Origin of the sequence: Streptomyces sp. A3M-1-3 (genome assembly GCF_024213665.1) — a bacterium.
Taxonomy (GTDB): domain Bacteria; phylum Actinomycetota; class Actinomycetes; order Streptomycetales; family Streptomycetaceae; genus Streptomyces.
In genome coordinates this window covers 30139-53297 of sequence record NZ_JANAVP010000025.1, presented here as the reverse complement: position 1 = coordinate 53297, position 23159 = coordinate 30139, and the positions used below count along the sequence as shown (strand labels likewise).

Annotated in this window: 22 protein-coding genes and 1 pseudogene; 14 read left to right on the top strand and 9 right to left on the bottom strand. The window is 71.0% G+C overall.

Going from position 1 to position 23159, the window contains the following annotated elements:
- Positions 1-196 precede the first annotated feature (196 nt).
- The 4 genes from NLX86_RS25270 (at position 197) to NLX86_RS25255 (ending at position 4156) form a co-directional block, all read left to right on the top strand.
- On the top strand, positions 197-985 hold the full coding sequence (locus tag NLX86_RS25270) for a hypothetical protein (RefSeq protein ID WP_254374079.1): 789 nt from the start codon (positions 197-199) through the stop codon (positions 983-985).
- Between the two features lie 60 nt (positions 986-1045).
- Positions 1046-2644 carry an ABC-F family ATP-binding cassette domain-containing protein gene (locus tag NLX86_RS25265; RefSeq protein WP_254374078.1) on the top strand — a complete coding sequence of 533 codons (1599 nt, stop codon included), beginning with the start codon at positions 1046-1048 and terminating at the stop codon, positions 2642-2644.
- A gap of 375 nt (positions 2645-3019) precedes the next feature.
- Positions 3020-3241 (top strand): helix-turn-helix domain-containing protein, encoded by a 222-nt coding sequence (locus NLX86_RS25260; protein WP_254374077.1) that lies wholly within the window; start codon positions 3020-3022, stop codon positions 3239-3241.
- Positions 3242-3358: 117 nt separating this feature from the next.
- Positions 3359-4156: an enoyl-CoA hydratase/isomerase family protein gene (locus NLX86_RS25255; protein WP_254374076.1), complete on the top strand. Its 798-nt coding sequence runs from the start codon at positions 3359-3361 to the stop codon at positions 4154-4156.
- Positions 4157-4222: 66 nt separating this feature from the next.
- Here the strand turns inward: NLX86_RS25255 and NLX86_RS25250 are convergent, their stop codons facing one another.
- Positions 4223-4891, bottom strand: a complete 669-nt coding sequence (locus NLX86_RS25250) for a hypothetical protein (RefSeq protein ID WP_254374075.1) — start codon at positions 4889-4891, stop codon at positions 4223-4225.
- A 93-nt stretch (positions 4892-4984) separates the two neighbouring features.
- Here NLX86_RS25250 and NLX86_RS25245 point away from each other — a divergent pair, with 93 nt between their 5' ends.
- From NLX86_RS25245 to amaP, 5 genes are read left to right on the top strand one after another with little or no spacing between them, the layout of a single operon-like run.
- Positions 4985-5446 (top strand): Asp23/Gls24 family envelope stress response protein, encoded by a 462-nt coding sequence (locus NLX86_RS25245; protein WP_254374074.1) that lies wholly within the window; start codon positions 4985-4987, stop codon positions 5444-5446.
- Positions 5447-5489: 43 nt separating this feature from the next.
- Positions 5490-5681, top strand: a complete 192-nt coding sequence (locus NLX86_RS25240) for a hypothetical protein (RefSeq protein ID WP_254374073.1) — start codon at positions 5490-5492, stop codon at positions 5679-5681.
- Entirely contained in the window at positions 5678-6037 is a 360-nt protein-coding gene (locus NLX86_RS25235; protein ID WP_254374072.1) for an alkaline shock response membrane anchor protein AmaP, read from the top strand. Before NLX86_RS25240 ends, NLX86_RS25235 begins: the two co-directional genes overlap by 4 nt.
- The gene (locus NLX86_RS25230) at positions 6034-6666 is read left to right on the top strand and encodes a DUF6286 domain-containing protein (RefSeq protein ID WP_254374071.1); all 633 of its coding nucleotides are present in this window, start codon (positions 6034-6036) and stop codon (positions 6664-6666) included. Before NLX86_RS25235 ends, NLX86_RS25230 begins: the two co-directional genes overlap by 4 nt.
- A 7-nt stretch (positions 6667-6673) precedes the next feature.
- Positions 6674-7252, top strand: coding sequence for an alkaline shock response membrane anchor protein AmaP (amaP, locus tag NLX86_RS25225; protein WP_254374070.1), 579 nt, complete (start codon positions 6674-6676; stop codon positions 7250-7252).
- A 379-nt stretch (positions 7253-7631) separates the two neighbouring features.
- Here the strand turns inward: amaP and NLX86_RS25220 are convergent, their stop codons facing one another.
- From NLX86_RS25220 to NLX86_RS25190, 7 genes and pseudogenes are all read right to left on the bottom strand, one after another.
- Entirely contained in the window at positions 7632-8387 is a 756-nt protein-coding gene (locus NLX86_RS25220) for an SDR family oxidoreductase (protein ID WP_254374069.1), read from the bottom strand.
- A gap of 4 nt (positions 8388-8391) precedes the next feature.
- On the bottom strand, positions 8392-10176 hold the full coding sequence (locus NLX86_RS25215) for a glycoside hydrolase family 15 protein (RefSeq protein ID WP_254374068.1): 1785 nt from the start codon (positions 10174-10176) through the stop codon (positions 8392-8394).
- Positions 10177-10222: 46 nt separating this feature from the next.
- On the bottom strand, positions 10223-11023 hold the full coding sequence (locus NLX86_RS25210; RefSeq protein WP_254374128.1) for an SURF1 family protein: 801 nt from the start codon (positions 11021-11023) through the stop codon (positions 10223-10225).
- 58 nt (positions 11024-11081) lie between these two features.
- Positions 11082-11315 carry a hypothetical protein gene (locus NLX86_RS25205; RefSeq protein ID WP_254374067.1) on the bottom strand — a complete coding sequence of 78 codons (234 nt, stop codon included), beginning with the start codon at positions 11313-11315 and terminating at the stop codon, positions 11082-11084.
- Between the two features lie 64 nt (positions 11316-11379).
- Positions 11380-12354 (bottom strand): DEDDh family exonuclease, encoded by a 975-nt coding sequence (locus tag NLX86_RS25200; protein WP_254374066.1) that lies wholly within the window; start codon positions 12352-12354, stop codon positions 11380-11382.
- Between the two features lie 138 nt (positions 12355-12492).
- Positions 12493-12675 (bottom strand): annotated as a pseudogene (locus tag NLX86_RS25195) (TetR/AcrR family transcriptional regulator); the annotation flags it as partial.
- 124 nt (positions 12676-12799) lie between these two features.
- On the bottom strand, positions 12800-15937 hold the full coding sequence (locus tag NLX86_RS25190) for an NACHT domain-containing NTPase (RefSeq protein ID WP_254374065.1): 3138 nt from the start codon (positions 15935-15937) through the stop codon (positions 12800-12802).
- A 143-nt stretch (positions 15938-16080) separates the two neighbouring features.
- Here NLX86_RS25190 and NLX86_RS25185 point away from each other — a divergent pair, with 143 nt between their 5' ends.
- Positions 16081-16974, top strand: coding sequence for a sterol desaturase family protein (locus NLX86_RS25185; RefSeq protein WP_254374064.1), 894 nt, complete (start codon positions 16081-16083; stop codon positions 16972-16974).
- A gap of 124 nt (positions 16975-17098) precedes the next feature.
- Positions 17099-18142, top strand: a complete 1044-nt coding sequence (locus tag NLX86_RS25180; RefSeq protein WP_302061736.1) for a zinc-dependent alcohol dehydrogenase family protein — start codon at positions 17099-17101, stop codon at positions 18140-18142.
- Positions 18143-18227: 85 nt separating this feature from the next.
- Here NLX86_RS25180 and NLX86_RS25175 read toward each other — a convergent pair whose 3' ends face one another.
- Positions 18228-19754, bottom strand: coding sequence for a S8 family serine peptidase (locus tag NLX86_RS25175; RefSeq protein ID WP_254374063.1), 1527 nt, complete (start codon positions 19752-19754; stop codon positions 18228-18230).
- A 235-nt stretch (positions 19755-19989) separates the two neighbouring features.
- On the opposite strand from NLX86_RS25175, the gene NLX86_RS25170 reads away from it, so the two are divergent.
- The 3 genes from NLX86_RS25170 (at position 19990) to moaA (ending at position 23159) form a co-directional block, all read left to right on the top strand.
- Positions 19990-20358, top strand: coding sequence for a DUF485 domain-containing protein (locus NLX86_RS25170; protein WP_254374062.1), 369 nt, complete (start codon positions 19990-19992; stop codon positions 20356-20358).
- Positions 20355-21980 carry a cation acetate symporter gene (locus tag NLX86_RS25165; protein ID WP_254374061.1) on the top strand — a complete coding sequence of 542 codons (1626 nt, stop codon included), beginning with the start codon at positions 20355-20357 and terminating at the stop codon, positions 21978-21980. Before NLX86_RS25170 ends, NLX86_RS25165 begins: the two co-directional genes overlap by 4 nt.
- Positions 21981-22169: 189 nt before the next feature.
- Positions 22170-23159 (top strand): GTP 3',8-cyclase MoaA, encoded by a 990-nt coding sequence (moaA, locus tag NLX86_RS25160; protein WP_254374060.1) that lies wholly within the window; start codon positions 22170-22172, stop codon positions 23157-23159.

Genomic DNA, 23159 nt, shown 5'->3' with positions numbered 1-23159 from the left:
GCCATCCTCCGCCGAGTATCAACCTATTCATCCCGCTACGCCCTTGGGCTGGGGAGCGCCGGGCAGCGCCGGCCAGGGCTGAACGGGGGACGCGGCCGGCCGCGCCACGTGTCGGCACAGCTCCCCACCGCCGCCCCGGGCGGCCGCGGCTACGCTCTGCGCCTGATCCGTGGACCCGGCACCGAAAGGGGGAGCCTTGGCCGCTCTGCCGACCCCTCTGCCGACCGATGCGCCGGACAGCAGGACCCGGCGCGGGGCCCGTCTCGTCCTCTCCCTGGCGGCCGCCCTCCTCGCGCTCCCATTGGTGACCGCCGCCCACCACTCCCGCCCGGCGCCGTACGGCGACCACCTCACCGCGCACGGGCCGTCCGCCCGCGCGGCCGGCGAACCGCTGCTCCGCGCCGCGGGCGGCGCCGTCCAGGCGTACGGCCCGCACTCCGGGGCGCCCCGCTGGACGTACACCCGCGAGGGCCGCCGCCCGCTCGGCCTGCGGGCGGCCCCCGGCCACGCCTTCACCCTGTGGGACGACGGCATGGTCACCGACAGCGCCCGGGCCGGCGGCGGCGCGGTCCGCTGGCACCGCGCCGTCCCGACGAGCGCCCGCCGGCCGGCCGAAGCGCCCGCCCGGGCGGCCGACGCCCTCCAGCCGCTCGACCCGGCGTACCGGATGCTCGCCGTCGTCACCCCGCAGCGCATCGCCGCCTACCGCACCGCGGACGGCGATCTGCGCTGGGTGCTGCCGGCCCGGCGCGGCTGCGCCTTCGACCCGCACCGCTTCGCCCGCGCGGGAGGAGCGCTGCTGATCGCCCAGCCCTGCCGGGCGCAGGGCGTGCCCTGGACATCCGAGCTGGTCGCGCGGTGGACGACCTCGGCCGGATCACCCCGGACCGCAGACCACTGGGCAACGAGCTCCCCGGCCGCGCCACGAAAGCAGTTGCGAGCCCCCGGTAGACTGAGCCGTATGGCAAATCTCCTTGTGCATTAGCGGCGTCGAAGAATCTCCGCCCGCTCCCTTCCGCCGCCCATACCGCCCTGGAGTATTTCCGTGATCACCGCCACCGGCATCGAGCTGCGCGCCGGCGCCCGAATCCTGATCGAGTCCGCTTCCTTCCGTATCGCCAAGGGCGACCGCATCGGCCTCGTCGGCCGCAACGGAGCCGGCAAGACCACCCTCACCAAGTGCCTCGCGGGCGAGGGCATCCCCGCCGCCGGGGCCATCACCCGCTCCGGCGAGGTGGGGTATCTGCCGCAGGACCCGCGCACCGGGGACCTCGACACCCTCGCGCGTGACCGCATCCTCTCCGCCCGCGACCTGGACTCCGTCCTGCGCAAGATGCGCGAGAACGAGGAGCGGATGGCGAACGGCAAGGGCGCCACCCGCGAGCGGGCGATGAAGAAGTACGAGCGCCTGGAGACGGAGTTCCTGACCAAGGGCGGGTACTCCGCCGAGGCCGAGGCCGCCACCATCGCCGCCGCGCTCGGACTGCCCGACCGGGTGCTCGGACAGCCGCTCCATACGCTCTCCGGTGGTCAGCGCCGCCGCGTCGAGCTGGCCCGGATCCTCTTCTCGGACGCCGACACCCTGCTGCTCGACGAGCCGACCAACCACCTCGACGCCGACTCGATCGTCTGGCTGCGCGACTATCTGAAGAGCTACCGCGGCGGCTTCATCGTGATCTCCCACGATGTCGACCTCGTCGAGACCGTCGTCAACAAGGTCTTCTACCTGGACGCGAACCGGTCGCAGATCGACGTCTACAACATGGGCTGGAAGCTCTACCAGCAGCAGCGCGAGGCCGACGAGAAGCGGCGCAAGCGCGAGCGGCAGAACGCCGAGAAGAAGGCCGCCGCCCTCAACTCGCAGGCCGACAAGATGCGCGCCAAGGCGACCAAGACCGTCGCCGCGCAGAACATGGCCAAGCGGGCCGAGCGGCTGTTGTCCGGCCTGGATGCGGTACGGGTCTCCGACAAGGTCGCCAAGCTGCGCTTCCCCGAGCCCGCGCCCTGCGGCAAGACGCCGCTCACCGCCGAGGGCCTGTCGAAGTCGTACGGCTCGCTCGAAATCTTCACCGATGTGGATCTCGCCATCGACAAGGGCTCCCGCGTCGTCATCCTCGGCCTCAACGGCGCCGGCAAGACCACCCTGCTGCGACTGCTCGCGGGGGTCGAGAAGCCGGACACCGGTGAGGTGAGCCCGGGCCACGGGCTCAAGCTCGGTTACTACGCGCAGGAGCACGAGACGCTCGACCCGGACCGCACGGTCCTGGAGAACATGCGCTCCTCCGCGCCCGACCTCGACCTCGTCGAGGTCCGCAAGACGCTGGGCTCCTTCCTGTTCTCCGGCGACGACGTCGACAAGCCGGCGGGCGTGCTCTCCGGTGGTGAGAAGACCCGGCTGGCGCTGGCCACCCTGGTCGTCTCGTCCGCCAACGTGCTGCTGCTCGACGAGCCCACCAACAACCTCGACCCGGCCAGCCGCGAGGAGATCCTCGGCGCACTGCGCACCTACAAGGGCGCGGTCATCCTCGTCACCCACGACGAGGGCGCGGTCGAGGCGCTGGAGCCGGAACGGATCATCCTGCTGCCGGACGGGGTCGAGGACCTCTGGGGCGCCGACTACCGGGATCTGGTGGCCCTGGCCTGAGGCTCTTCGCCCCCGGTCCCTGCTCCCCCTGTTCCGCCCTGATCCATATCCCGCTGGATCATTCGGCTTATGCGTGATCCTTCATCTGAGTGAGTGTGTCTCGTACCACGGTGTGGCATACACCGATTCCGGCGTAGGCGGTGGCCGGGCGGCCCGGGCCGCCCGGCTGATCGTTTTGCCGGGCTGACCAGCCGATTCGTTCATGAACCCGACCTCCAGCGGTGTCGGACCTGGGCGGAATGGATGGTTCCGCTCGTGAGGGCCGGTCGCCCTCCGGCAAACCTTGTGGGACGGACCTTGCCGAATGGGTGGCCAGGAAGCCCGGGAGGGGTGATCATGAGAAGTCCAGAGCGCACTTCCCATGAGGAGGCACGGGTGGCCGAGACTCTGAAGAAGGGCAGCCGGGTGACCGGCGCCGCGCGCGACAAGCTCGCGGCAGACCTGAAGAAGAAGTACGACTCCGGGGCAAGTATCCGGGCACTGGCCGAGGAAACCGGCCGCTCGTATGGCTTCGTCCACCGGATGCTCAGTGAGTCCGGAGTCGCGCTGCGGGGACGCGGCGGTGCGACACGCGGCAAGAAGACAGTCACGGCCTGACCCCAGGTCGTCTTCCGTCGTTCCACCGGTTCGGTGGCCCCCGGTCGGTCGTGAGGTCGACCGGGTGGTTACTGTTGAGTAGCTTGAGTAGCTGACTGCTCTGAACCGGAGGCGCACATGGCTTCGCCCGACCACGTCCTCGTCCTCGACAAGGATGGCGTACAGCTCACCGTCGACGACTCCGTCGCCACGGTGACCCTGACCAACCCGGCCAAGCGCAACGCCCAGTCCCCCGCTCTCTGGCGGGCGTTGGCGGAAGCCGGGCGGGCGTTGCCGGGCAGCGTCCGGGTGGTCGTGCTGCGCGGAGAAGGCCAGTCCTTCTCCGCCGGACTCGACCGGCAGGCGTTCACGCCCGAGGGCTTCGACGGCGAGCCGTCGTTCCTCGACCTGGCGCGCGGCGCCGACGCTGAACTCGACGCGGTCATCGCCGAGTACCAGGAGGCGTTCACCTGGTGGCGGCGCAACGACCTCATCACCATCGCCGCCGTACAAGGGCACGCCATCGGCGCGGGCTTCCAGCTCGCCCTCGCCTGCGACCTGCGGGTCGTCGCCGAGGACGTGCAGTTCGCCATGCGTGAGACCAGCCTCGGCCTGGTCCCCGACCTCACCGGGACGCACCCCCTGCTGTCCCTGGTGGGGTACGCCTGCGCCCTGGAGATCTGCGCCACCGGCCGCTTCGTCCACGCGGCGGAGGCCGAGCGGATCGGCCTCGCCAACCTGGTCGTCCCCGTTACCGAACTCGACGGCGCGGTGCAGGACCTGACGTCGGCGCTGCTGGCCGCGCCGCGTGACGCGGTCGTCGAGACGAAGGCGCTGCTGCGCGGAGCGTCCGGCCGTACGTACGAGGACCAGCGCATCGCGGAGCGCGCCGCGCAGGCCCGCCGCCTCCGCGACCTCGCCGGCATCGCGGACTGAACGGCTCGCGACGCCGCACCACCGCTCTGCATCAACGCCCTACAGCAACGCGTTACACCACCGCCGTCACACCACCGCCGTGATGACGACCGTGACGGTCGGCCGGTCCTGCCGGTCGGCCGTCACCGCTGTGCGGACCGCCCTCGCCACGTCCAGCGCGCGGTGCTCCCGGGCCGTCGCCAGCTCGATGCGGATGTGCCCGCCCTCGTCATGGACGGGAGCGCCCAGTACGCCGGTCAGGGCGACCACGCCAGGGACCTGTGCCGCCGCCGTCGCGACGGCTCCTGCCGGCGGAAGGCCGGCAGCCTGCTCCTCCGGCGGCGGCACGGCTGCCGGTGCCTGATCCAGCAGCGCCGTCACCCGCAGGTCCACCTCCGTCACCACCAGCCCCAGGGCCTCCCGCGCCGCCGTGAACAGCGCCGCGCGCAGGGCGGCTGCCGTGACCGGCAACGGCGCGTCCGCCGTGGCCGCGAGCGCCGCCTCGATCCGCAGCGGACCGGGCGGGAGCGCGCCGGGCGGGGCCGGCACCGCGGGCTCACCCGCCCGGTCCGGATCGGCCAGGGCGATGCGCAGGGTGACCGGTCCGACCGCCGCTACCGAGGCGGCGGCCCGCCGCAGTACGGCGCCCGCCGCCCGTTCCGCCAGCCAGGCACCGTCCGCCGCCTCACCCAGGGGCAGCAGCCTGCCCAGGCCGAGACGCTCCCGCACTGCCCTTGCCCATCGGTCGGCCGTCATTGCTCCAGCTTGCCGTATCCCCGGCGCGCTGGCGGGCACGCGCGATTAACGTGGGCAATGGAGCCCATTCGTGCTTGGAAGGGACGAATAGCGATGACGGAAAGCGGACAGTCCGGCGGGGAGATCAAGAAGGCCGGCACCGGCACTACCCGAAGGGGCGGCGGAGATCCGGCGAGCCGCGGCCGTACCACCATCGCCGACGGCGTGGTGGAGAAGATCGCCGGCCTCGCAGCCCGGGAGGTCCTCGGGGTCCATGCGATGGGCAGCGGCATCTCCCGTACGTTCGGCGCGGTACGCGACCGGGTGCCCGGCGGGGCCAAGTCGGTCTCCCGAGGGGTGAAGGCCGAAGTCGGCGAGGTGCAGACGGCGCTCGACATCGAAATCGTCGTCGACTACGGCGTGGCGATCGCGGATGTCGCCCGTGCGGTACGTGAGAACGTCATCTCGGCGGTCGAGCGCATGACGGAACTCGAGGTCGTCGAGGTCAACATCGCGGTCAGCGATGTGAAGCTGCCGGACGAGGAAGAGGAAGAGCCGGAAACACGGCTGCAGTAGGACGGTGGATCGCTGGATCGCTAGATCCGTAGAGGAGCTCAGCATGAGCATGGCGGTGGTCGGCCTGGTGGCCGGCATGGCGCTCGGGTTCGCCGGATACTTCGGCGGCTTCGGGGCCTTTCTGCTGGTGGCGGCGCTCGGAGCCGTCGGCTTTGTCGTGGGCAGGTTCCTGGACGGGGACCTGGAACCCGGCGACTTCTTTCGCCCCCGCGAGCGTGACGACCGGCGGCGGTGACCCGCGTGACATCCTCGGGGCCGGTCGAGGCGGCTGAACGCGGGGCCACCCGGATCGCCGACCGGGTCGTCGCCAAGATCGCCGCGCAGGCGGCGCGGGAGGCGTTGGAGGCCGTTCCGGCGGAGGGCAGCCGGCCGCATGCGTCCGTCACCGTGCACCACGACATCGCCCGGGTGCGGATCAGTCTCGATCTCGACTACCCGTCCGACATCGGCGGCCAGTGCGCCTCGGTGCGTCGCCAAGTCTCCCAGCGGGTAAATGCGTTGGCGGGAATGGAGGTGCCCGAAGTGGCCGTCCAGGTAGAACGGCTGCACTCGGTGCACTCACGGGGCGCGGCCAAGGGGAGGATCCGATGAGTGCTCGATCGCCGGAGCTGGATCAGTCGGCCTCCGCCGCGGCGTACGACCCGGTGCCGGCTCCGGCCGAGGCCGGGGATGCCGACAAGGCGGGCCGGTTCTGGTCGGGGCGCAGGCTACCGGCCGGGCTGACCGCTCTGGTGGCGCTGGGCGCCGCGGGCCTGCTGCTCTACGACCTCGCGGCGGTACGGGCCGACCGCCCCGCGATGCGGTGGCGCCGGGTCCTCGCCCAGGAGCTCGCGGAGCGCCCGTTGGACGACGTCTGGGTGCTGGCGGGCGCGGCGGCGGCCGTCGCGCTCGGGGTGTGGCTGCTGGTGCTGGCGGTCACTGCGGGGCTGCGCCGCATCCTCCCGATGCGGCGCCGCAACGCCGACGTACGGGCCGGGCTGGACCGGGACGCGGCAGCAATGGTGCTGCGCGACCGGGCGATGGAGGTGTCCGGCGTCCAGGCGGTACGGGTACGGGTGCGGCGCTCGAAGGCAGCGGTCCGTGCCGTGTCCCACTTCCGTGAACTCGACGACGTACGCGCCGATCTGGACACGGTACTGGCCGCCGGCATCAGGGAACTCGGGCTCGCCCACCCCCCGGGGCTGTCCGTCCATGTCGGCCGGCCGGCGAAGAAGAGGTGATGCGGCGGTGCTGAGTACGGTCAACCGGGTGCTGCTCGGGCTGGTGGGACTGGTACTGATCGCGGTCGGCGGCGCGGTGCTGGCCGCCGGGTTCGGCCTCGGTGTGCCGTCCTGGTGGCCGTTCGACGGGCGCGACGACGTACTGCTGAGCCGCGCGGACCGGAACCGGTGGCGCGACGAAGGCTGGTGGTGGCCCGTGGTCCTGGCGGCCCTGGCCGTCTGCGTACTGCTTGCCCTGTGGTGGCTGCTGGCCCAGTTCCGGCGGTCGCGGCTGGCCGAGGTGCTGGTCGACAGCGGCGACGGGGAGGCGGCCCTGCTGCGGGGACGGGCACTGGAGGGCGTAGTGGCGAGCGAGGCGGAGGCGATGGACGGGGTGTCGCGCGCCCACGTCCATCTGCAGGGCCGCCGGAACGCGCCCACGACCCGGGTGAACCTCCTGCTCGAGCCCCACGCGGCCCCGGCGGAGACCCTGTCGAGCCTCACGGACGAGGCACTGGCCCACGCCCGGGACTCGGCGGGCCTGGCGGCCCTGCCGTCGGAGGTCCGCCTGAGGGCGGTAAAACACCGAGCGGAACGCGTGTCCTGACGGCGTTCGGCCGTCCCGGCCGAGGAGAGGTCCGCATCCCACCGGCCGCCGTCCGGCAATGCCTGCCTCGCCGTACACCCGCGGGCGTACTCGCGTCCCTGCCCGCCCCGGCGGGAAGCCCGCTCCAGCTCGGCAAGGCCCGGGGCTGGGCCACCTACGTCTCGCCGGTACGCCCGCCGGTGTGCCCGACTCTGCTCCGCGATGCCGGGGCCGGGCCAAGTGGGTCTCGTCGGCACGCGCGCCTGCGTGCCTGCTCCCGGCCGCAGGCCCTGGGGCTGCGTTTCTTCGGCGTCGAAGGTGGGCGTGCGGCGTTCGGGGCACGCCTGGCGGACGACTGATCCAGGGCCGCGGGCGGTGGCCTACGAGGGCCGACGCGGGGTCAGAAGCCGTGGCGGGCGCCGCCGTCCACCGGGAGCATGACTCCCGTCAGGTAGGACGCCGCCGGCGAGAGCAGGAACGCCGCCGTCCTGCCGAACTCCTCCGGGGTTCCGTACCGGCGCAGCGGGATGCGGGACTCGTTCGCCGCCCGGGCCGACTCCGCGTCGCCCGACAGCGCGTCGAGTTCCCGGACCCGGTCCGTGTCGATCCGGGCCGGCAGCAGACCGATCACCCGGACGCCGCGCGGGCCCAGCTCGTCCGCGAGCGACTTCGCGAAGCCGGCGAGACCCGGGCGCAGGCCGTTCGAGATGGTCAGGCCCGGGATGGGCTCGTGGACGGAGCCGGAGAGTACGAAGCCGATGACCCCGCCCTCGCCCAGCTCCGCCGCGGCCGCGCGGGCCAGCCGTACCGCGCCCAGGAACACCGACTCGAACGCCGCCTGCCACTGCTCGTCCGTGTTGTCGGCGGCGAAGCCGGGCGCCGGGCCGCCGACGCTGATGAGGATGCCGTCGAAGCGGCCGAACCGCTCGCGCGCGGTGCTGATCAGCCGTTGCGCGATCGCCGGGTCGGCGTTGTCGGCGGCCACGCCCAGCGCGCCCGGGCCGAGCCCGGCGGCGGCCTCCGCGGCGCCCTTCTCGTCCCGGCCGGTGATGATCACCTTCGCGCCCTCGGCGGCGAGCGCGGTCGCCGAGGCGTGGCCCAGCCCGCGGGTGGCTCCGGTGACGACGTAGACGCGGTCCCTCAGTCCAAGATCCATGGCCCTATCCTGCCGTCTCCTCCCGGTCGAGAGCGAGGGCGGTCCCCACCAGACCGATGTGGCTGAAGGCTTGCGGGTAGTTTCCGAGCTGCCGCCCCGAGAGCGGGTCGTACTCCTCGGCCAGCAGCCCGACATCGTTGCGCAGCGACAGCAGCCGCTCGAACACCTCGCGGGCCTCCTTCACCCGGCCGGTCATGCGCAGCGCGTCGGCCAGCCAGAACGAGCAGGCCAGAAAGGTGCCCTCGTCACCCGGCAGCCCGTCAACCGGCCTGCCCTCCGTGCTGTAGCGGCGGACGAGGCCGCCGTGGCCGAGTTCGTCGCGCACCGCGTCGATGGTCCCGATGACCCGCGGATCGTCCGGCGGCAGGAACCCGACCCGGGGGATGAGGAGGGTCGCCGCGTCCAGTTCCTCGGAGCCGTAGAACTGCGTAAAGGTGTTGCGGACCGGGTCGTAGCCCTTCTCGCACACCTCCCGGTGGACCTCGTCCCGCATCGCGCGCCACCGCCCGAGGCTGCCGCTGAGGCTCGGCTCGGCCTCCAGGGTGCGTACCGCGCGGTCCGCCGCCACCCACGCCATCACCTTGGAGTGCACGAAGTGGCGGCGCGGGCCTCGTACTTCCCACAGTCCCTCGTCCGGCTCGCGCCAGCTGTTCTCCAGGAAGCCGAGCAGGCTGACTTGCAGGTGCCAGGCATTCTTCTCCGCCACCAGGCCCGCACAGCGCGCCAGATGAAGGGAGTCGATGACCTCCCCGTACACGTCGAGCTGGAGCTGGTTGACGGCGGCGTTGCCGATCCGTACGGGGGCGGACGACTCGTACCCGCGCAGCCAGGGCAGCTCCGTCTCCGGCAGCCGCCGTTCGCCCGCGAGCCCGTACATGATCTGCAGGTCGGCGGGGTCGCCGGCGACCGCGCGCAGCAGCCAGTCCCGCCAGGCCGCGGCCTCGTCGAGATAGCCGGCGGAGAGCAGAGAGCCGAGGGTGAGGGTGGCGTCGCGCAGCCAGCAGTACCGGTAGTCCCAGTTGCGTACGCCGCCGATCTCCTCGGGCAGCGAGGTGGTGGGGGCGGCGACGATGCCGCCGGTGGGGGCGTACGTCAGGGCCTTGAGGGTGATCAGCGAGCGGAGGACGGCTTCGCGGTACGGACCCTGGTACCGGCATCGCCCGGACCACTCCTGCCAGTCCTCCAGGCTGTGCTGCAGCGCCTCGAAGGGGTCGACCAGGGCAGGGCGCGGCTCGTGAGAGGGGTGCCAGGTCAGGACGAACGCGACCCGCTCGCCCTCGGCGACGGTGAACGTGGAGTAGGTGGCGTTCCGCTTGCCCCAGGTCTTCACGGCCGGCTCGCTGCGCAGCCATACGGAGTCGGGTCCGGCGATCGCCACCCGGTGCCCGTCGGAGCGGCGCATCCACGGCACGATGCTGCCGTAGTCGAAGCGCAGCCGGAGCGTGCTGCGCATGGCGACCTCTCCGGAGAGTCCCTCGATGATCCGGACCACGTCGGGTGCGACGTCGCGCTGCGGCATGAGGTCGCTGACCTTGACGGCGCCGTGCTCGGTCTCCCAGATCGACTCCAGGACGAGTGAGTCGTCGGCGTACCCGCGACGGGTGCAGTTGCCCGCACCCTCCGGTGCGATCCGCCAGTGGCCGTTCTCCTGGTCGCCGAGCAGCGCGGCGAAGCAGGCGGCCGAGTCGAACCGGGGCAGGCACAGCCAGTCGACGGAACCGTCCCGGCCGACCAGGGCGGCGGTCTGGAGATCGCCGATCAGGGCGTAGTCCTCGATGCGTTGGGTCACGCGATCCGTGTTCCCGCAAGGCCGAGGGGCCAATCAGTCCGGCAGATCAGGCGGTGGCGGCGACCTCGGCCGGGTCGGCCGATTCGTCCGGGGTACCGGCGGCGGCGGCCCCGTCCTGCTTCTCGCGGCGGACCAGGATCAGCCAGCCGACGGGCACTCCGGCGGCGAAGAGCCACCACTGCACGGCGTATGCCATGTGGGCGCCGATGGAGTCGTGGTCGGGGGCCGGGACCGGTTCGGGGGAGTCTCCGGCGGGCTCGGGAGCGGTCTGCTCGAGGTAGCCGCCGAGCACCGGCCGGGACAGGGCCTTCGCCTGCTGCTCGCTGTTGATCAGCATGACCTGGCGGTCCGGCAGCCCCTTGAGGTCCTTGATTCCGCTGGCGCCCGTCGTCTCGTCGGCCTTCAGCCGGCCGGTCACCGTCAACTCGCCCCGCGGGGTGGGCGGCACCTCGGGGAACGCCTGCTGGTCGGAGGCGAACGGGATCCAGCCGCGGTTGACGAGGACCGCGCGACCGTCCTTCATCACCAGCGGCGTCAGGACATGGAAGCCGACCCGGTCGTCGGCGGAGGTCCGGCGGCGGACGACCACCTCGTGCGCGGTGTCGTACGTACCGGTGACGGTCACCCGGCGCCAGTAGTCGGCACGCGGAACGGTGTGGCCCGGGGAGGTCAGCTCGCCGGCCGGGACCGGCTTCGCGGCCAGATTGGCGGCGATCAGCTGGTTCTGTGCGACCCGGTGCTCGTGGCGGTGGAACTGCCAGAAGCCCAGCTCGACCATCACGGGGATGAGGACGAGTGCCAGGAGGGTGAGGATCACCCACTGCCGGGTCAACAGGAAGCGGTACACCCCATGACCGTACAACTCGGTCATGGGGTGCCCGGACGGAGGGGGTGGATCCGCGGTTTCAGACTTTGTCGACGATGCCCACCCTCCCCTCGGCGCGGGCGCAGTGGGCACCGCAGTAGAAGTGGCCCTCGGCCTCGACGCCCTGGCCGATGATCTGGACCTTGCAGTGCTCACACAGGGGCGCCATGCGGTGAATGGCGCAGGAGAAGCAGTCGAAGACGTGCACCGCGCCCTGCGCGTGCACCTCGAAGGACATGCCGTAGTCGTTTCCGCATACCTCGCAACGTGCCATGCGCCACAGGGTGCGGCGCACGGCGGCGGCGGGGCGAGCGGGTGGCTGGCGAGTCGTCGGGCAATCACCCGTCTGCCGGGGCCACGTCCCGCAGCAGCTGGGTGAAGGCCGCCTCGTCGACCACCGGGGTGGCGTACGACCTGGCCTTGACCGTCTTGGAGGTCGCGGAGCCGGGGTCGTTCGTGACCAGCAGACTGGTGAGCCGGGACACACTCGTGGCGATGTGCAGCCCCGCCTCGACCGCCCGGTCCTCCAGCAGCTCGCGGTCGACGGATGTGTCGCCGGAGAACGCCACCCGCATGCCCTGCTTCAGCGGCCTGCCCACCTCGTACCGCCCGGGGTTCGGGTAGGGGCAGGCCGGCCGCCTGCGGGAGGGTCGCCAGCTCATCGGCCGGTACGAGGCCTGGTATCCGACCCGGGGTGCGGCGGGCGCGTCCGACCACTCCGTCAGCGGCCGGCATTCCAGCAGCGGCAGCCGCACCCCGTCCCGCACAGCCGCGTGCAGGCTGGGCCGGAACGCCTCGGCGAGCACGCGCGCGTCGTCGAGGGCGTGGTGCGCGCGCTGCTGTACGACACCGAAGTGCGCGGCGAGCGACTCCAGCTTGTGGTTGGGCAGCGGCAGCCTGAGCTCCTTGGAGAGCGCGATCGTGCACAGCCGCTGCCGGACGGGGGCGGTCCGCTCGGCCCGTGCGTACTCCCGGGCGATCATCGACCAGTCGAACATGGCGTTGTGCGCGACGAGCACCCGGTCCGCGAGCCGCGTCGAGAACTCGTACGCGATGTCCTGGAAGAGCGGGGCGCCTTCGAGTACGTCGCTGGTGAGCCCGTGAATCCACACGGGACCCGGATCCCGCTCCGGGTTGACGAGCGTGTACCAGTGGTCCTCGACGTTGCCCTGCGCGTCGAGCCGGTAGACGGCAGCGGACACTATCCGGTCGTCGCGGGCGAGTCCGGTGGTCTCCACGTCAACGACCGCGTACCCCTGGGGGTACGCGGCCGGCCACGCTGCTGCGGTCGTACGGTCGTCGAGCATGGTCACAGAGAATACGGGCTGCGACTGACAGCCCAGGATCGGCCCGGGATCTCGCCGGCGATCGGCCGGCGATTCGGCCACGCCAGGGATGCCGGAAATGTCAGGGCGTCAGCAGCGAAGCCACCAACGCCCGTACGGAGAGGACGCGTCCCACAGTTCGCTCTCGCCCGGGGACTGGACGGGGGAGCGCTCGCGGTTCCGTTCGACCAGGATGAAACCGACAATCTGGAACTGGACGGCGCGTACGGCCTCGGCGGCGCGCGCCCCGCGCAGACCGGCGGCATGCACTTCGTGGACGAGCGCCTGCTGGGCCGGCAGGGCGCACCGAGGCCCGACGGTGGCGGAGATCGCCGAGCCGCTGACGGAGGTCCCGGCGGCCGCGACGAGCCCGGCGTTCGCCCCGGGGGGTTCGTCCGGGTGCGGTGACAGGTCCTGGCGGGGCGGCTGCGGGTCAGGCGAACGTGAGCCGCTCCGGCGGGATCAGCTCTGCGCCCTGCACGTTTGTGCCGCGTGAGATCTCTATCGTGAGCTGGTCCAATTCAGCCAAGGGGGACAGATCGAGGGGACCGCTGCAGTCGCTGAGATCAAGGCGGGTGAGCGCCGGCAGCGACCGAAGTGGGCCGAGTCCCCCGGTGAGCCTGCACCTGGTCAGGTAGATCCCGGTGACCTCCTGGTGGAGGAGCAGTGAATCGGGACGGAGAGCCGATTGATCGAGCAGCTGCAGCATTTTGAGCGGCGGCAGCGGCCTCTGCCGGGCCAGTTGCGCGTTCTGTTCGTCCCCGGTAATCGACAAGGTGGTGAGGTCAGGCCAGCGTTCGAGTCCGTCCAGGTCGATGAAACGAGCCCGTTGCCCCAAGCCAAGTGACGTCAGGCCCGCGTGTGCGGGAATGTCACCGACGCACCTGATGTCGGCCGCGAAGTCGATGGTCAGGCCTCTGAGCGTCGCGATCTCCGAGAGCGGGCTGAGGGACAGGCCGTCCCGTACGCGGGAGAGGTACAGGGAGCGCAGGGGAAGCGATGTCAATGGCCGGATGCCGCTCACCTCTGGGCAGTCGAAAATACCGAGGTGCGTCAGCCGTTGGAGTACCGCGAGCGGGGTCAGGTCGACGAGCCGCTTGTTCCTGTACAGCGTCAGCCGCTGCAAGTCCCGTTGCCTGGTGAGGCTGGGTGGAATCCCGTCTTCCCACGTGAGGTGCACGCCCTTGATGGCTCTGAGCTTGGTGAGAGAGCTGAGCTGTTCGGACGTGTGAATATGCAGGAACGCCTCACCCAGCGACGCTCCGGACAGCACAGCATCCGCGTACTCCGCCGTATCGAATCTGCCCCAGCCGTCGGACAGCTGGTAGCAGACCGGGAAACGCGTGTCCTCGCGGAAGCGGGCGATGACCGCCAGCGCCCGTGGACCACCGACCAGCGCCGCCGTCCGGACCGTGGCCGCCGCCTCGGCCTCCGGCAGGTCGGCCGGCTCTGGCAGTAGTTCGAGGACCAGCTCACCCACCTGGGCCAGATCCTCCGCCTGCGCGAGACTCCGTGGCGGCAGCAGTTCCGCCGTCCGGGCCTCCACCTCCGTCCGGATGGACGGATCCAGCTCCGGTGCGTGCTCCAGACACGCCGCGGCCAGCAGCACCAGGCGGTGGCGGTGGGTCTTGACCCGGTCCGCGCGACGCAGCAGCTGCTTGAGCAGCCGGGCTCGTTCATCCGGCCGCGCATGGCCGACCGCCATACGGACCACGTCGTCCCACTGGTCGTCGTGCGCGTTGCGGACCAGTACCCCGAAGTCCCGTGCCTCGACCGCCGCCTTGGCGCCGAGGTAGTCCTGGAACGTGCGGTGTACGAAGTTCACCGCGCCCCGGACGGGTTCGCGCAGCAGTCCGCTGCGGATCAGCAGATGCGAGAGGACCTGCCTCGCGCTGCCCTGTGCTCGCACCTGCGGCATCGCGTCGAGCCACTCGTCCACCATCTCGACGACATCCTCCCGGGCCGCCTCCGTCTGGCCGTTGCGGATCAGCCAGTACGCGAGGCGCTGCAGCAGCAGGGTCTGTTCGTCGCGGGTGAGGTAGACGCCTTCCACCCCGGTGATCTCCCGTTCCGTGTCCCGCCGTACGAGCAGCAGGTCGAGCGCGGCGTCGTACAGCTCCTTGCGCGCCCGCGGAAGCTGCATCCGCCGGTCGCGGTTCAGGGCGCACAGCAGCGCGCACATCAAGGGGTTGGTGGCGATCCGGCCGAGGTCCCGCCGGGACGTGACGGCCCGGGTGAGGGACGTTTGGTAGGTGTCGAGCTGTTCCCGTTCGGCCGGGGACAGGCACTCCCCGCGCGCCGTGTCGTGCCAGTGCGCGATGAACGCGCGGATGTCGTCCCGCTCCATCGGAAGTAAGGAGTGCGCGCCGAATCCCAGGCCCGCCAGCCACTCCTCCGGGACGGCCGACGGCCGGGTCGTGACCACGTAACGCGCCTTGGGGAAAGCGGTGATCAGGGACCGCAGCCACGCCTCGGTCCGGTTGCGCAACCGCTGTGGGACCTCGTCCACGCCATCGACGAGAACCAGGGCCCGGCCGCTGCTCAGCAGGCTCTCGGCCCAGCCGGCGGGCGCCGATCCGTGCAGCGGGACCCTGGCCGCCCGGAGGAAGTCCTCCGGCATCGGCAGCGCGTCGGGGGAGTTGAAGGAGCGCAGCCGCAGGACGAAGGGGACGCACAGGTTCCAGTCGGCCAGGTCCGGGCCGAAGCTGCGCCGGGCCGCGTTGAGCGCGATCCACTGCACGAGCGTGCTCTTGCCCGACCCCGCCGGACCGCGCAGCAGCAGCCGGCCGGCACCCGACAGCGCCTGCTCGGCCTTCACGGCGACCGTTCCGGTACGGGGGACGCCCATGCCCTCCTGGTGCGCACCGTCATCGCGGTCGCTGCTGACGGCGAGGCTTATGTACGCCGTGTCCAGCGGCCACTCGTTGCGTTCCCGGTTCAGCGTCAGCCCGAACAGCTCGAGGCGACCGTACGTCGCGGCGACGAAGTCCGCGTACTGCTGCTCGAAGCGCGCGGCCACCGACCCGGTCGGCGGTCCCAGCCGGTCCCGTACGTCCTCCAGCGCCCGCCCCAACTCCCCGGTCCGGCGTACGACTTCGACGTCCGCCCGGGCCGAGAACCCGGGCAGCGTCGTCACGTACTCCACGACGTGGCGGCAGCACAGCCCGGCCAGCTCCTCGAAGAGGGCCGTCCCGGCGTCGCTGAGACCGGCTGCCCTCGGGGCGCGGGCCAGCACCGCCGATGTCAGCCGGTCCGGGTCGAGGTCCTGGGCGAACAGGGCTTCCTGGTCCAGCACCCCGGTCGCCGTGAACGCGTCCCGTACCGCGTCGGCCGCCGCCAGCCGCTCGTACTCCGGCAGCCCGTCGGCCGCCACCGCCAGGCGGGCGGCGAGCCCCTCGGTCAGCCGGCCGAGCTCCTTGTCCCCCAGCTCCACCGGGCGCCGCCAGCGCGGCGCGGGGCGCTCCGGGTTCGCGACGAGTCCCGCGCCCGGCTGCCGGCTCAGCATCGGCTTGACCAGTGCGCCGACGACCGTCCCCGCGAGCCTCAGCAGAACCGCCTCGAACCCCTGCATCCGTATACCTCCCCCATCTGGACCCGACCGCCCAGTATCGGCGTCTCTCGCCGCCCATGCAGGCATAACCTCGGGTAACACTTCCCCGTACCGATAGGTAACAACCCCTGGCGCAGCCCCGGTCGCGCCCCTATGGTGCGGGCATGCCGAACCTGCCCGACGCCGTGCTGTGGTCGATACCGGCCTTCATCCTGCTCACCGTCCTGGAGATGGTGAGCTACCGGCTGTATCCCGACGAGGACGCCGCCGGATACGAGACGAAGGACGCCGCGACGAGCGTCGGCATGGGCCTCGGCAGTCTCGCCTTCGATCTGCTGTGGAAGATCCCGGTCGTCGCGATCTACACGGCGATCTACCAGCTCACCCCGCTGCGGGTCCCCGTCCTGTGGTGGACAATCCCGCTGATGCTGCTCGCGCAGGACTTCTTCTACTACTGGTCCCACCGCGGCCACCACGTCATCCGTGTCCTGTGGGCCTGCCACGTCGTCCACCATTCCAGCCAGAAGTTCAACCTCACCACCGCGCTCCGCCAGCCCTGGACCTCCCTGACCTCCTGGCCGTTCTACGTCCCGCTGATCGCGCTGGGCGTGCATCCGGCCGCGCTCGCGTTCTGCTCGTCCGTGAACCTCGTCTACCAGTTCTGGATCCACACCGAGCGGATCGACAAACTGCCGCGCCCCTTCGAGTACGTGCTGAACACCCCCTCCCACCACCGGGTCCACCACGCCTCCCAAGGCGGCTACCTGGACCGGAACTTCGGCGGGATCCTGATCCTCTGGGACCGGCTCTTCCGGTCCTTCGTCGCCGAGACCGAGCGGCCGGTCTTCGGCCTGACGAAGAACATCGGCACGTACAACCCGCTGCGCGTGGCCACCCACGAGTACGCCGCGATCGCCCGGGACGTACGGGCCGCCCGCAGCTGGCGCGAGCGCGCGGGCCGTGTCTTCGGCGGCCCCGGCTGGCCGCCGGCACCCCCGACGCCGCCCATGCCGCAACCCGCGCACGCGCCGCAGCCGGCAACGGAGAGCGCCGCATGACCGCGCACCAGCGGTAGCCGCCGGGTACCGGCCGGGGCGCACTGGCAGGGGCGGACGCGCAGGACAGGGGCAGCCGGGCGTACCGTATGCAGGTCACAAACGCCTAGCACCAAGGACCGCAACCATGCGCGCCACCGTCATCCACGCCCCGCACGACATCCGCGTGGAGGAGGTGCCGGATCCGAAGATCCAGCTGCCGACCGATGCGGTCCTCCGGGTCCTGCGCGCCTGCATCTGCGGCAGCGACCTCTGGGCGTACCGCGGCGAGGCCGCCCGGCAGCCCGGTCAGCGCATCGGGCACGAGTTCCTCGGCGTGATCGAGGAGACCGGTTCCGCGGTGTCCGGCTTCGCCGCCGGTGACCTGGTCGTCGCGCCGTTCATGTGGTCCGACGGCGTCTGCGACTTCTGCTCCGAGGGGCTCACCACGTCCTGCGAGCACGGTGGCTTCTGGGGCTCGGTCGGCTCCGACGGCGGCCAGGGCGAGGCCGTCCGCGTACCGCACGCCGACGGGACCCTGGTGAAGCTGCCCGCCGAGGCGGCCTCCGACGACCACCTGCTGACCGCCCTGCTCACCCTCTCCGACGTGATGGGCACCGGCCACCACGCGGCGCTCGGCGCGGGCGCCCGCCCCGGCGCCACGGTCGCCGTCGTCGGCGACGGCGCGGTCGGACTGTGCGGCGTACTGGCCGCCAAGCGGCTCGGCGCCGAGCGGATCATCGCGCTGGGCCGCCACCAGGTACGTACGGACATCGCCCGGCGCTTCGGCGCCACGGACGTCGTCGCCGAGCGCGGCGAGGCCGCGGTCGCCGTCGTCCGCGAGCTGACCGGCGGTCAGGGCGCGCACGCCGTCATCGAGGCGGTCGGCACCGAGCAGTCGATGCGTACGGCCGTCGAGATCACCCGCGACGGCGGGGCGATCGGCTTCGTCGGCGTGCCGCACGGCAGCGGCACCGGCCTCGACCTCGGCGTGATGTTCGACCGGAACATCGCCCTGCGCGGCGGGGTCGCACCCGTCCGCACCTACATCCCGCAGCTGCTGCCCGACATCCTGGACGGCCGCATCGACCCTTCGCCCGTGTTCGACCTCACCGTCGGCCTCGAAGGGGTGCCGGACGGCTACAAGGCCATGGACGAGCGCACCGCCCTGAAGGTCCTCGTCCAGCCGTGACAACTGGCGTAGCCAGCAGAAGGGGCCGGGCCGGGAAGACCCGCCCGGCCCCTGCGTACGCGCTACTTCAACGAGGTGGGCTCTACTACTTGACGGCGTCCAGGGCGTTGACGATGCCGTAGCCGTAGAAACCGTTGACGCGCTTGGGTCCCTCGCAGGTGGCGTCCTCGACGCCGTTGCCGTCCGGGTCGTACAGCTCGGTCGGGCAACCGGGGTTGTCCGCCTGTGCCTTGAGCAGTGCCTGCAGCGCCTCGGGACCGGCCCACGGGTGGGTGCTCTTGAGGAGCGCCGCGACGCCGGCGGCGTGCGGGCTCGCCATCGAGGTGCCCTGCAGGTACGCGTAGGCGTTGTTGGGCATGGTGGACAGGATGCGCCCGTTCTTCGCCGGGGTGTCCGGGATCTGGTACTTGTCTCCGCCGGGTGCGGCAATGTCGGCGACACCGCGGCCGTAGCTGGAGTAGTACGACTTCAGGTTCTGCACGCCGGTCGCGGTGACCGTGACCACGCCGGGCAGCTGCGTCGGGATGTCCCAGCACTCCGAGGGGTCGATCGTGCGCTCGACCGGGGTGGTGTCGTCGGGGCTGGAGTCGTCGACGATCGCGTCCGAGGCCAGGTCGTGGTTGGAGTTGCCGGCCGACGCGAGGTGCAGAGTGCCCTTGCGCTGCGCGTACTTCGAGGCCCGGTTGACCGCGTCGACAATGGCTGCCTGGTCGGGGTCGTCGAGGCAGTTGTAGAGCCAGGGGTCGATGTAGTAGCTGTTGTTCGTGATCTCGACGCCGTGGTCGGCGGCGAAGACGAACGCGCAGACCACGCTCTCCGGGAAGAAGAGGCTCGTCTCCGGGTCGCTCACCTTGATCGAGGAGACCTGGACCCCGGGAGCCACACCGGCCACGCCGACACCGTTGCGGGCGGCAGCGATCTCGCCCGCGACATGCGTGCCGTGGTAGTCGCCGGTGGTGTACGGGCGCCAGGCACCCTCACTCGTATCCGCGACGCCGCCCACACAGTTGGCCGACTGGCTCTTGGAGAAGTTGGCCGTGAGGTCCGGGTGCGTGTCGTCGACGCCGGTGTCGATCACGGCGACGGTGACGTTCTTGCTGCCCGGGTTGATCTTGGCGGCCTTGTCCGCGCCGATGGCGCGCAGGTCCCACTGGTCCGCCTCGAGCGGCTCGGTGTCCGGCGCGGCGGCGGTGGTGGTGGCCGTGGTGGCCTTGCCACCGTCGACGTACTCCGGAGCGCCCATCTCGGTGGTGCCCGCGGCCTTGAGCGGCGCGGTACGGGTCGCACCCGCGGTCTGCACACCCCGGACGGTGCGTATCTGCTGGGCGAAGGCGGGGTTCGTCGAGTGGACGACGATCACGCCGATCTTTTCGTGGGCGACGACGACGGTGCCGCCGGCCTTGGCTATCGCCTTCTTGACGGACGCGATCGTGCGGTGGTCCGTCTTGGTGTTGACCACGTACGAGAGCTTGGGACCGTCCGTGGCCACCGCCGCAGGGGTGTCCTGCGTTTCGGCCGATGCGGTGCCCGGAAGGAAACCGAGCGACGCGGTCAGCGCCAGGCCGACCGGTACCGCGAGGGCACGACGGCGTCTGGTGCGTGGCTGAGCCATAGGTTCTCCACATCATCGGTGACAGCCGTCCACACACGGTTGCGCATGGACGGGTACATGACGAGTGAAGCTAGCGCCGATCTTCCCGCAGCAGCAACGAATTCCGAAAGAAAAATCGGTTGTTGAACCGTCCCGTGATCCGGCCCGTGCCGTTGACAGGGGGAGTTGCACCATCACACCCCCGACGGAGGTCGACTTGTCCCGTCCCACAGCACCCGCGTCGCAAGGAGAGCCCGTGGCCACCGATGCAGCGCCGCCGCCCGTAGGCGGTACGGCCATCAGTCCCGCAGCACCCACGACGGCACAGTTCGTCGAGATGCAGGAGAGCGCGGAGTTCGGCGAACTGCGCCGCTCCTACCGCTCCTTCGCCTTCCCCCTGACCGTGGCCTTTATCACCTGGTATCTGCTGTATGTCCTGCTGTCCAACTACGCGGGCGGCTTCATGGGCACCAAACTCTTCGGCAACATCAACGTCGCGCTGGTCTTCGGTCTGGCCCAGTTCGCCACCACGTTCCTCATCGCGTGGTTCTACGCGCGGCATGCTGCCGCGAAGCTCGACCCGAAGGCCGAAGCGATCAAGTCCCGTATGGAGGCCGGAGAATGAGCGCTACGTTCCACCTCGCCGCGGCGGGCGCCGGCGAGCACCGGCCGCTGATCATCACCCTCTTCGGGCTGTTCGTCGTCGCGACCCTCATCATCACCGTATGGGCCGGCCGGCAGACCAAGGACGCCGCCGACTTCTACGCCGGCGGCCGCCAGTTCACCGGCTTCCAGAACGGTCTCGCGATCTCCGGCGACTACATGTCCGCCGCGTCCTTCCTCGGTATCGCCGGAGCCATCGCCCTCTTCGGCTACGACGGCTTCCTCTACTCCATCGGCTTCCTGGTCGCCTGGCTGGTCGCCCTGCTGCTCGTCGCCGAACCGCTGCGCAACTCCGGCCGGTACACGATGGGTGACGTCCTCGCGTACCGGATGCGGCAGCGCCCCGTCCGTACCGCGGCGGGCACCTCCACCATCGTGGTGTCGATCTTCTACCTGCTCGCGCAGATGGCGGGCGCAGGCGTACTGGTCTCCCTGCTGCTGGGCATCACCAGCGACGGCGGCAAGGTCGCCATCGTCGCCCTGGTCGGCGTCCTGATGATTCTCTACGTGACCATCGGCGGTATGAAGGGCACCACTTGGGTCCAGATGGTCAAGGCCGTGCTCCTTATCGCGGGCACGCTGCTCATCACCATCCTGGTGCTGCTGAAGTTCAACTTCAACGTCTCCGACCTGCTGGGCAAGGCGGCGGAGAACAGCGGCGCGGGCGCGTCGTTCCTCGAGCCCGGCCTCAAGTACGGCGTCAGCGCGACCTCGAAGCTGGACTTCATCTCCCTCGGCATCGCCCTCGTACTGGGCACCGCGGGCCTCCCGCACATCCTCATCCGCTTCTACACCGTCCCCACGGCCAAGGCCGCCCGTAAGTCGGTGAACTGGGCGATCGGCATCATCGGTGCCTTCTACCTGATGACCATCGCGCTCGGCTTCGGCGCCGCCGCGCTGCTGAACCGCGAGGACATCATCGCCTCCAACAAGGCGGGCAACACCGCGGCCCCGCTGCTCGCCCAGGCCATCGGCGGCGGCCCCGACTCCGCGGGCGGCGCGATCCTGCTCGCCGTCATCTCCGCGGTCGCCTTCGCCACCATCCTCGCGGTGGTCGCCGGCCTGACCCTGGCCTCCTCGTCGTCGTTCGCCCACGACCTGTACGTCAACGTCATCCGCAGGGGCAAGACCACGACCGAGCAGGAAGAGGTCCGCGCGGCCCGTTGGGCCACGGTCTTCATCGGCGCCGCCGCCATCGCACTGGGCGCCCTCGCCCGCGACCTCAACGTCGCCGGCCTGGTTGCCCTCGCCTTCGCGGTGGCCGCCTCGGCGAACCTGCCGACGATCCTCTACAGCCTGTTCTGGAAGAAGTTCACGACCCAGGGCGCGCTGTGGTCCATCTACGGCGGCCTGATCTCGTCCGTGGTGCTGGTGCTCTTCTCGCCGGTCGTCTCCGGCAAGCCCACCTCGATGTTCAAGGACGCCGACTTCTACTGGTTCCCGCTGGAGAACCCGGGGCTCGTCTCCATCCCGCTGGGCTTCCTGCTCGGCTGGTTGGGCACCGTCCTCACCAAGGAGGAGGCCGACAAGGGGAAATACGCGGAGCTGGAGGTCCGCTCCCTCACCGGAACGGGAGCCCACTGAGCCTACTGAGCCCACTGATCCCGCACAGGCGTATGCGGTGCGTGACCGCTGTCGGCCGCGTCGTAGAGTCCTACGACGCGGCCGCGTCGCGTCTCGTTCTTTCCGGGACCCCTTCATGTCACAGGCGTCGCGTAGGCTCGAAATCAACTTTCGCAAGACTACTGATCCGGACAGGGGAGGGGGCCCTCAGTGCTCATCGACACCTACGGCCGAGTGGCCACTGACCTGCGAGTGTCGCTCACGGACCGCTGCAATCTGCGGTGCACGTACTGCATGCCGGAAGAGGGCCTGCAGTGGCTCGCGAAGCCGGATCTGCTCACCGACGACGAGATGGTCCGCCTCATCCGCATCGCCGTGACCGACCTCGGGGTCGACGAGGTCCGCTTCACCGGCGGTGAGCCGCTGCTGCGTCCCGGTCTGGTCGGCATCGTCGAGCGGTGCGCCGCGCTGGAGCCGCGCCCCCAGATGTCGCTGACCACCAACGGCATTGGGCTCAAGCGCACCGCGACCGCCCTGAAGGCCGCCGGCCTGGACCGGGTCAATGTCTCGCTGGACACGCTGCGCCCCGACGTCTTCAAGACGCTGACCCGCCGCGACCGGCACCACGACGTCCTGGACGGGATGGCGGCGGCCCGCGAGGCCGGCCTCAGCCCGGTCAAGGTCAATGCGGTACTCATGCCCGGCCTCAACGACGACGAGGCCCCCGACCTGCTCGCCTGGGCCGTCGAGAACGACTACGAGATGCGCTTCATCGAGCAGATGCCGCTCGACGCGCAGCACGGCTGGAAGCGCGACGGCATGATCACCGCCGGTGACATCCTGGAATCGCTGCGCACCCGTTTCGCGCTCACCCCCGAAGGCGACGACGAGCGCGGTTCCGCGCCGGCCGAGCGCTGGCTCGTCGACGGCGGCCCGCACCGCGTCGGTGTCATCGCCTCGGTCACCCGGCCGTTCTGCCGGGCCTGCGACCGGACCCGCCTCACCGCCGACGGGCAGGTGCGTACGTGCCTGTTCGCCCGGGAGGAGTCCGACCTGCGCGGCGCGCTGCGCTCCGGCGCCCCCGACGAGGAGATCGCCCGCCTCTGGAAGCTGGCGATGTGGGGCAAGAAGGCCGGATCCGGTCTGGACGACCCGTCCTTCCTGCAGCCCGACCGCCCGATGTCGGCGATCGGCGGCTAG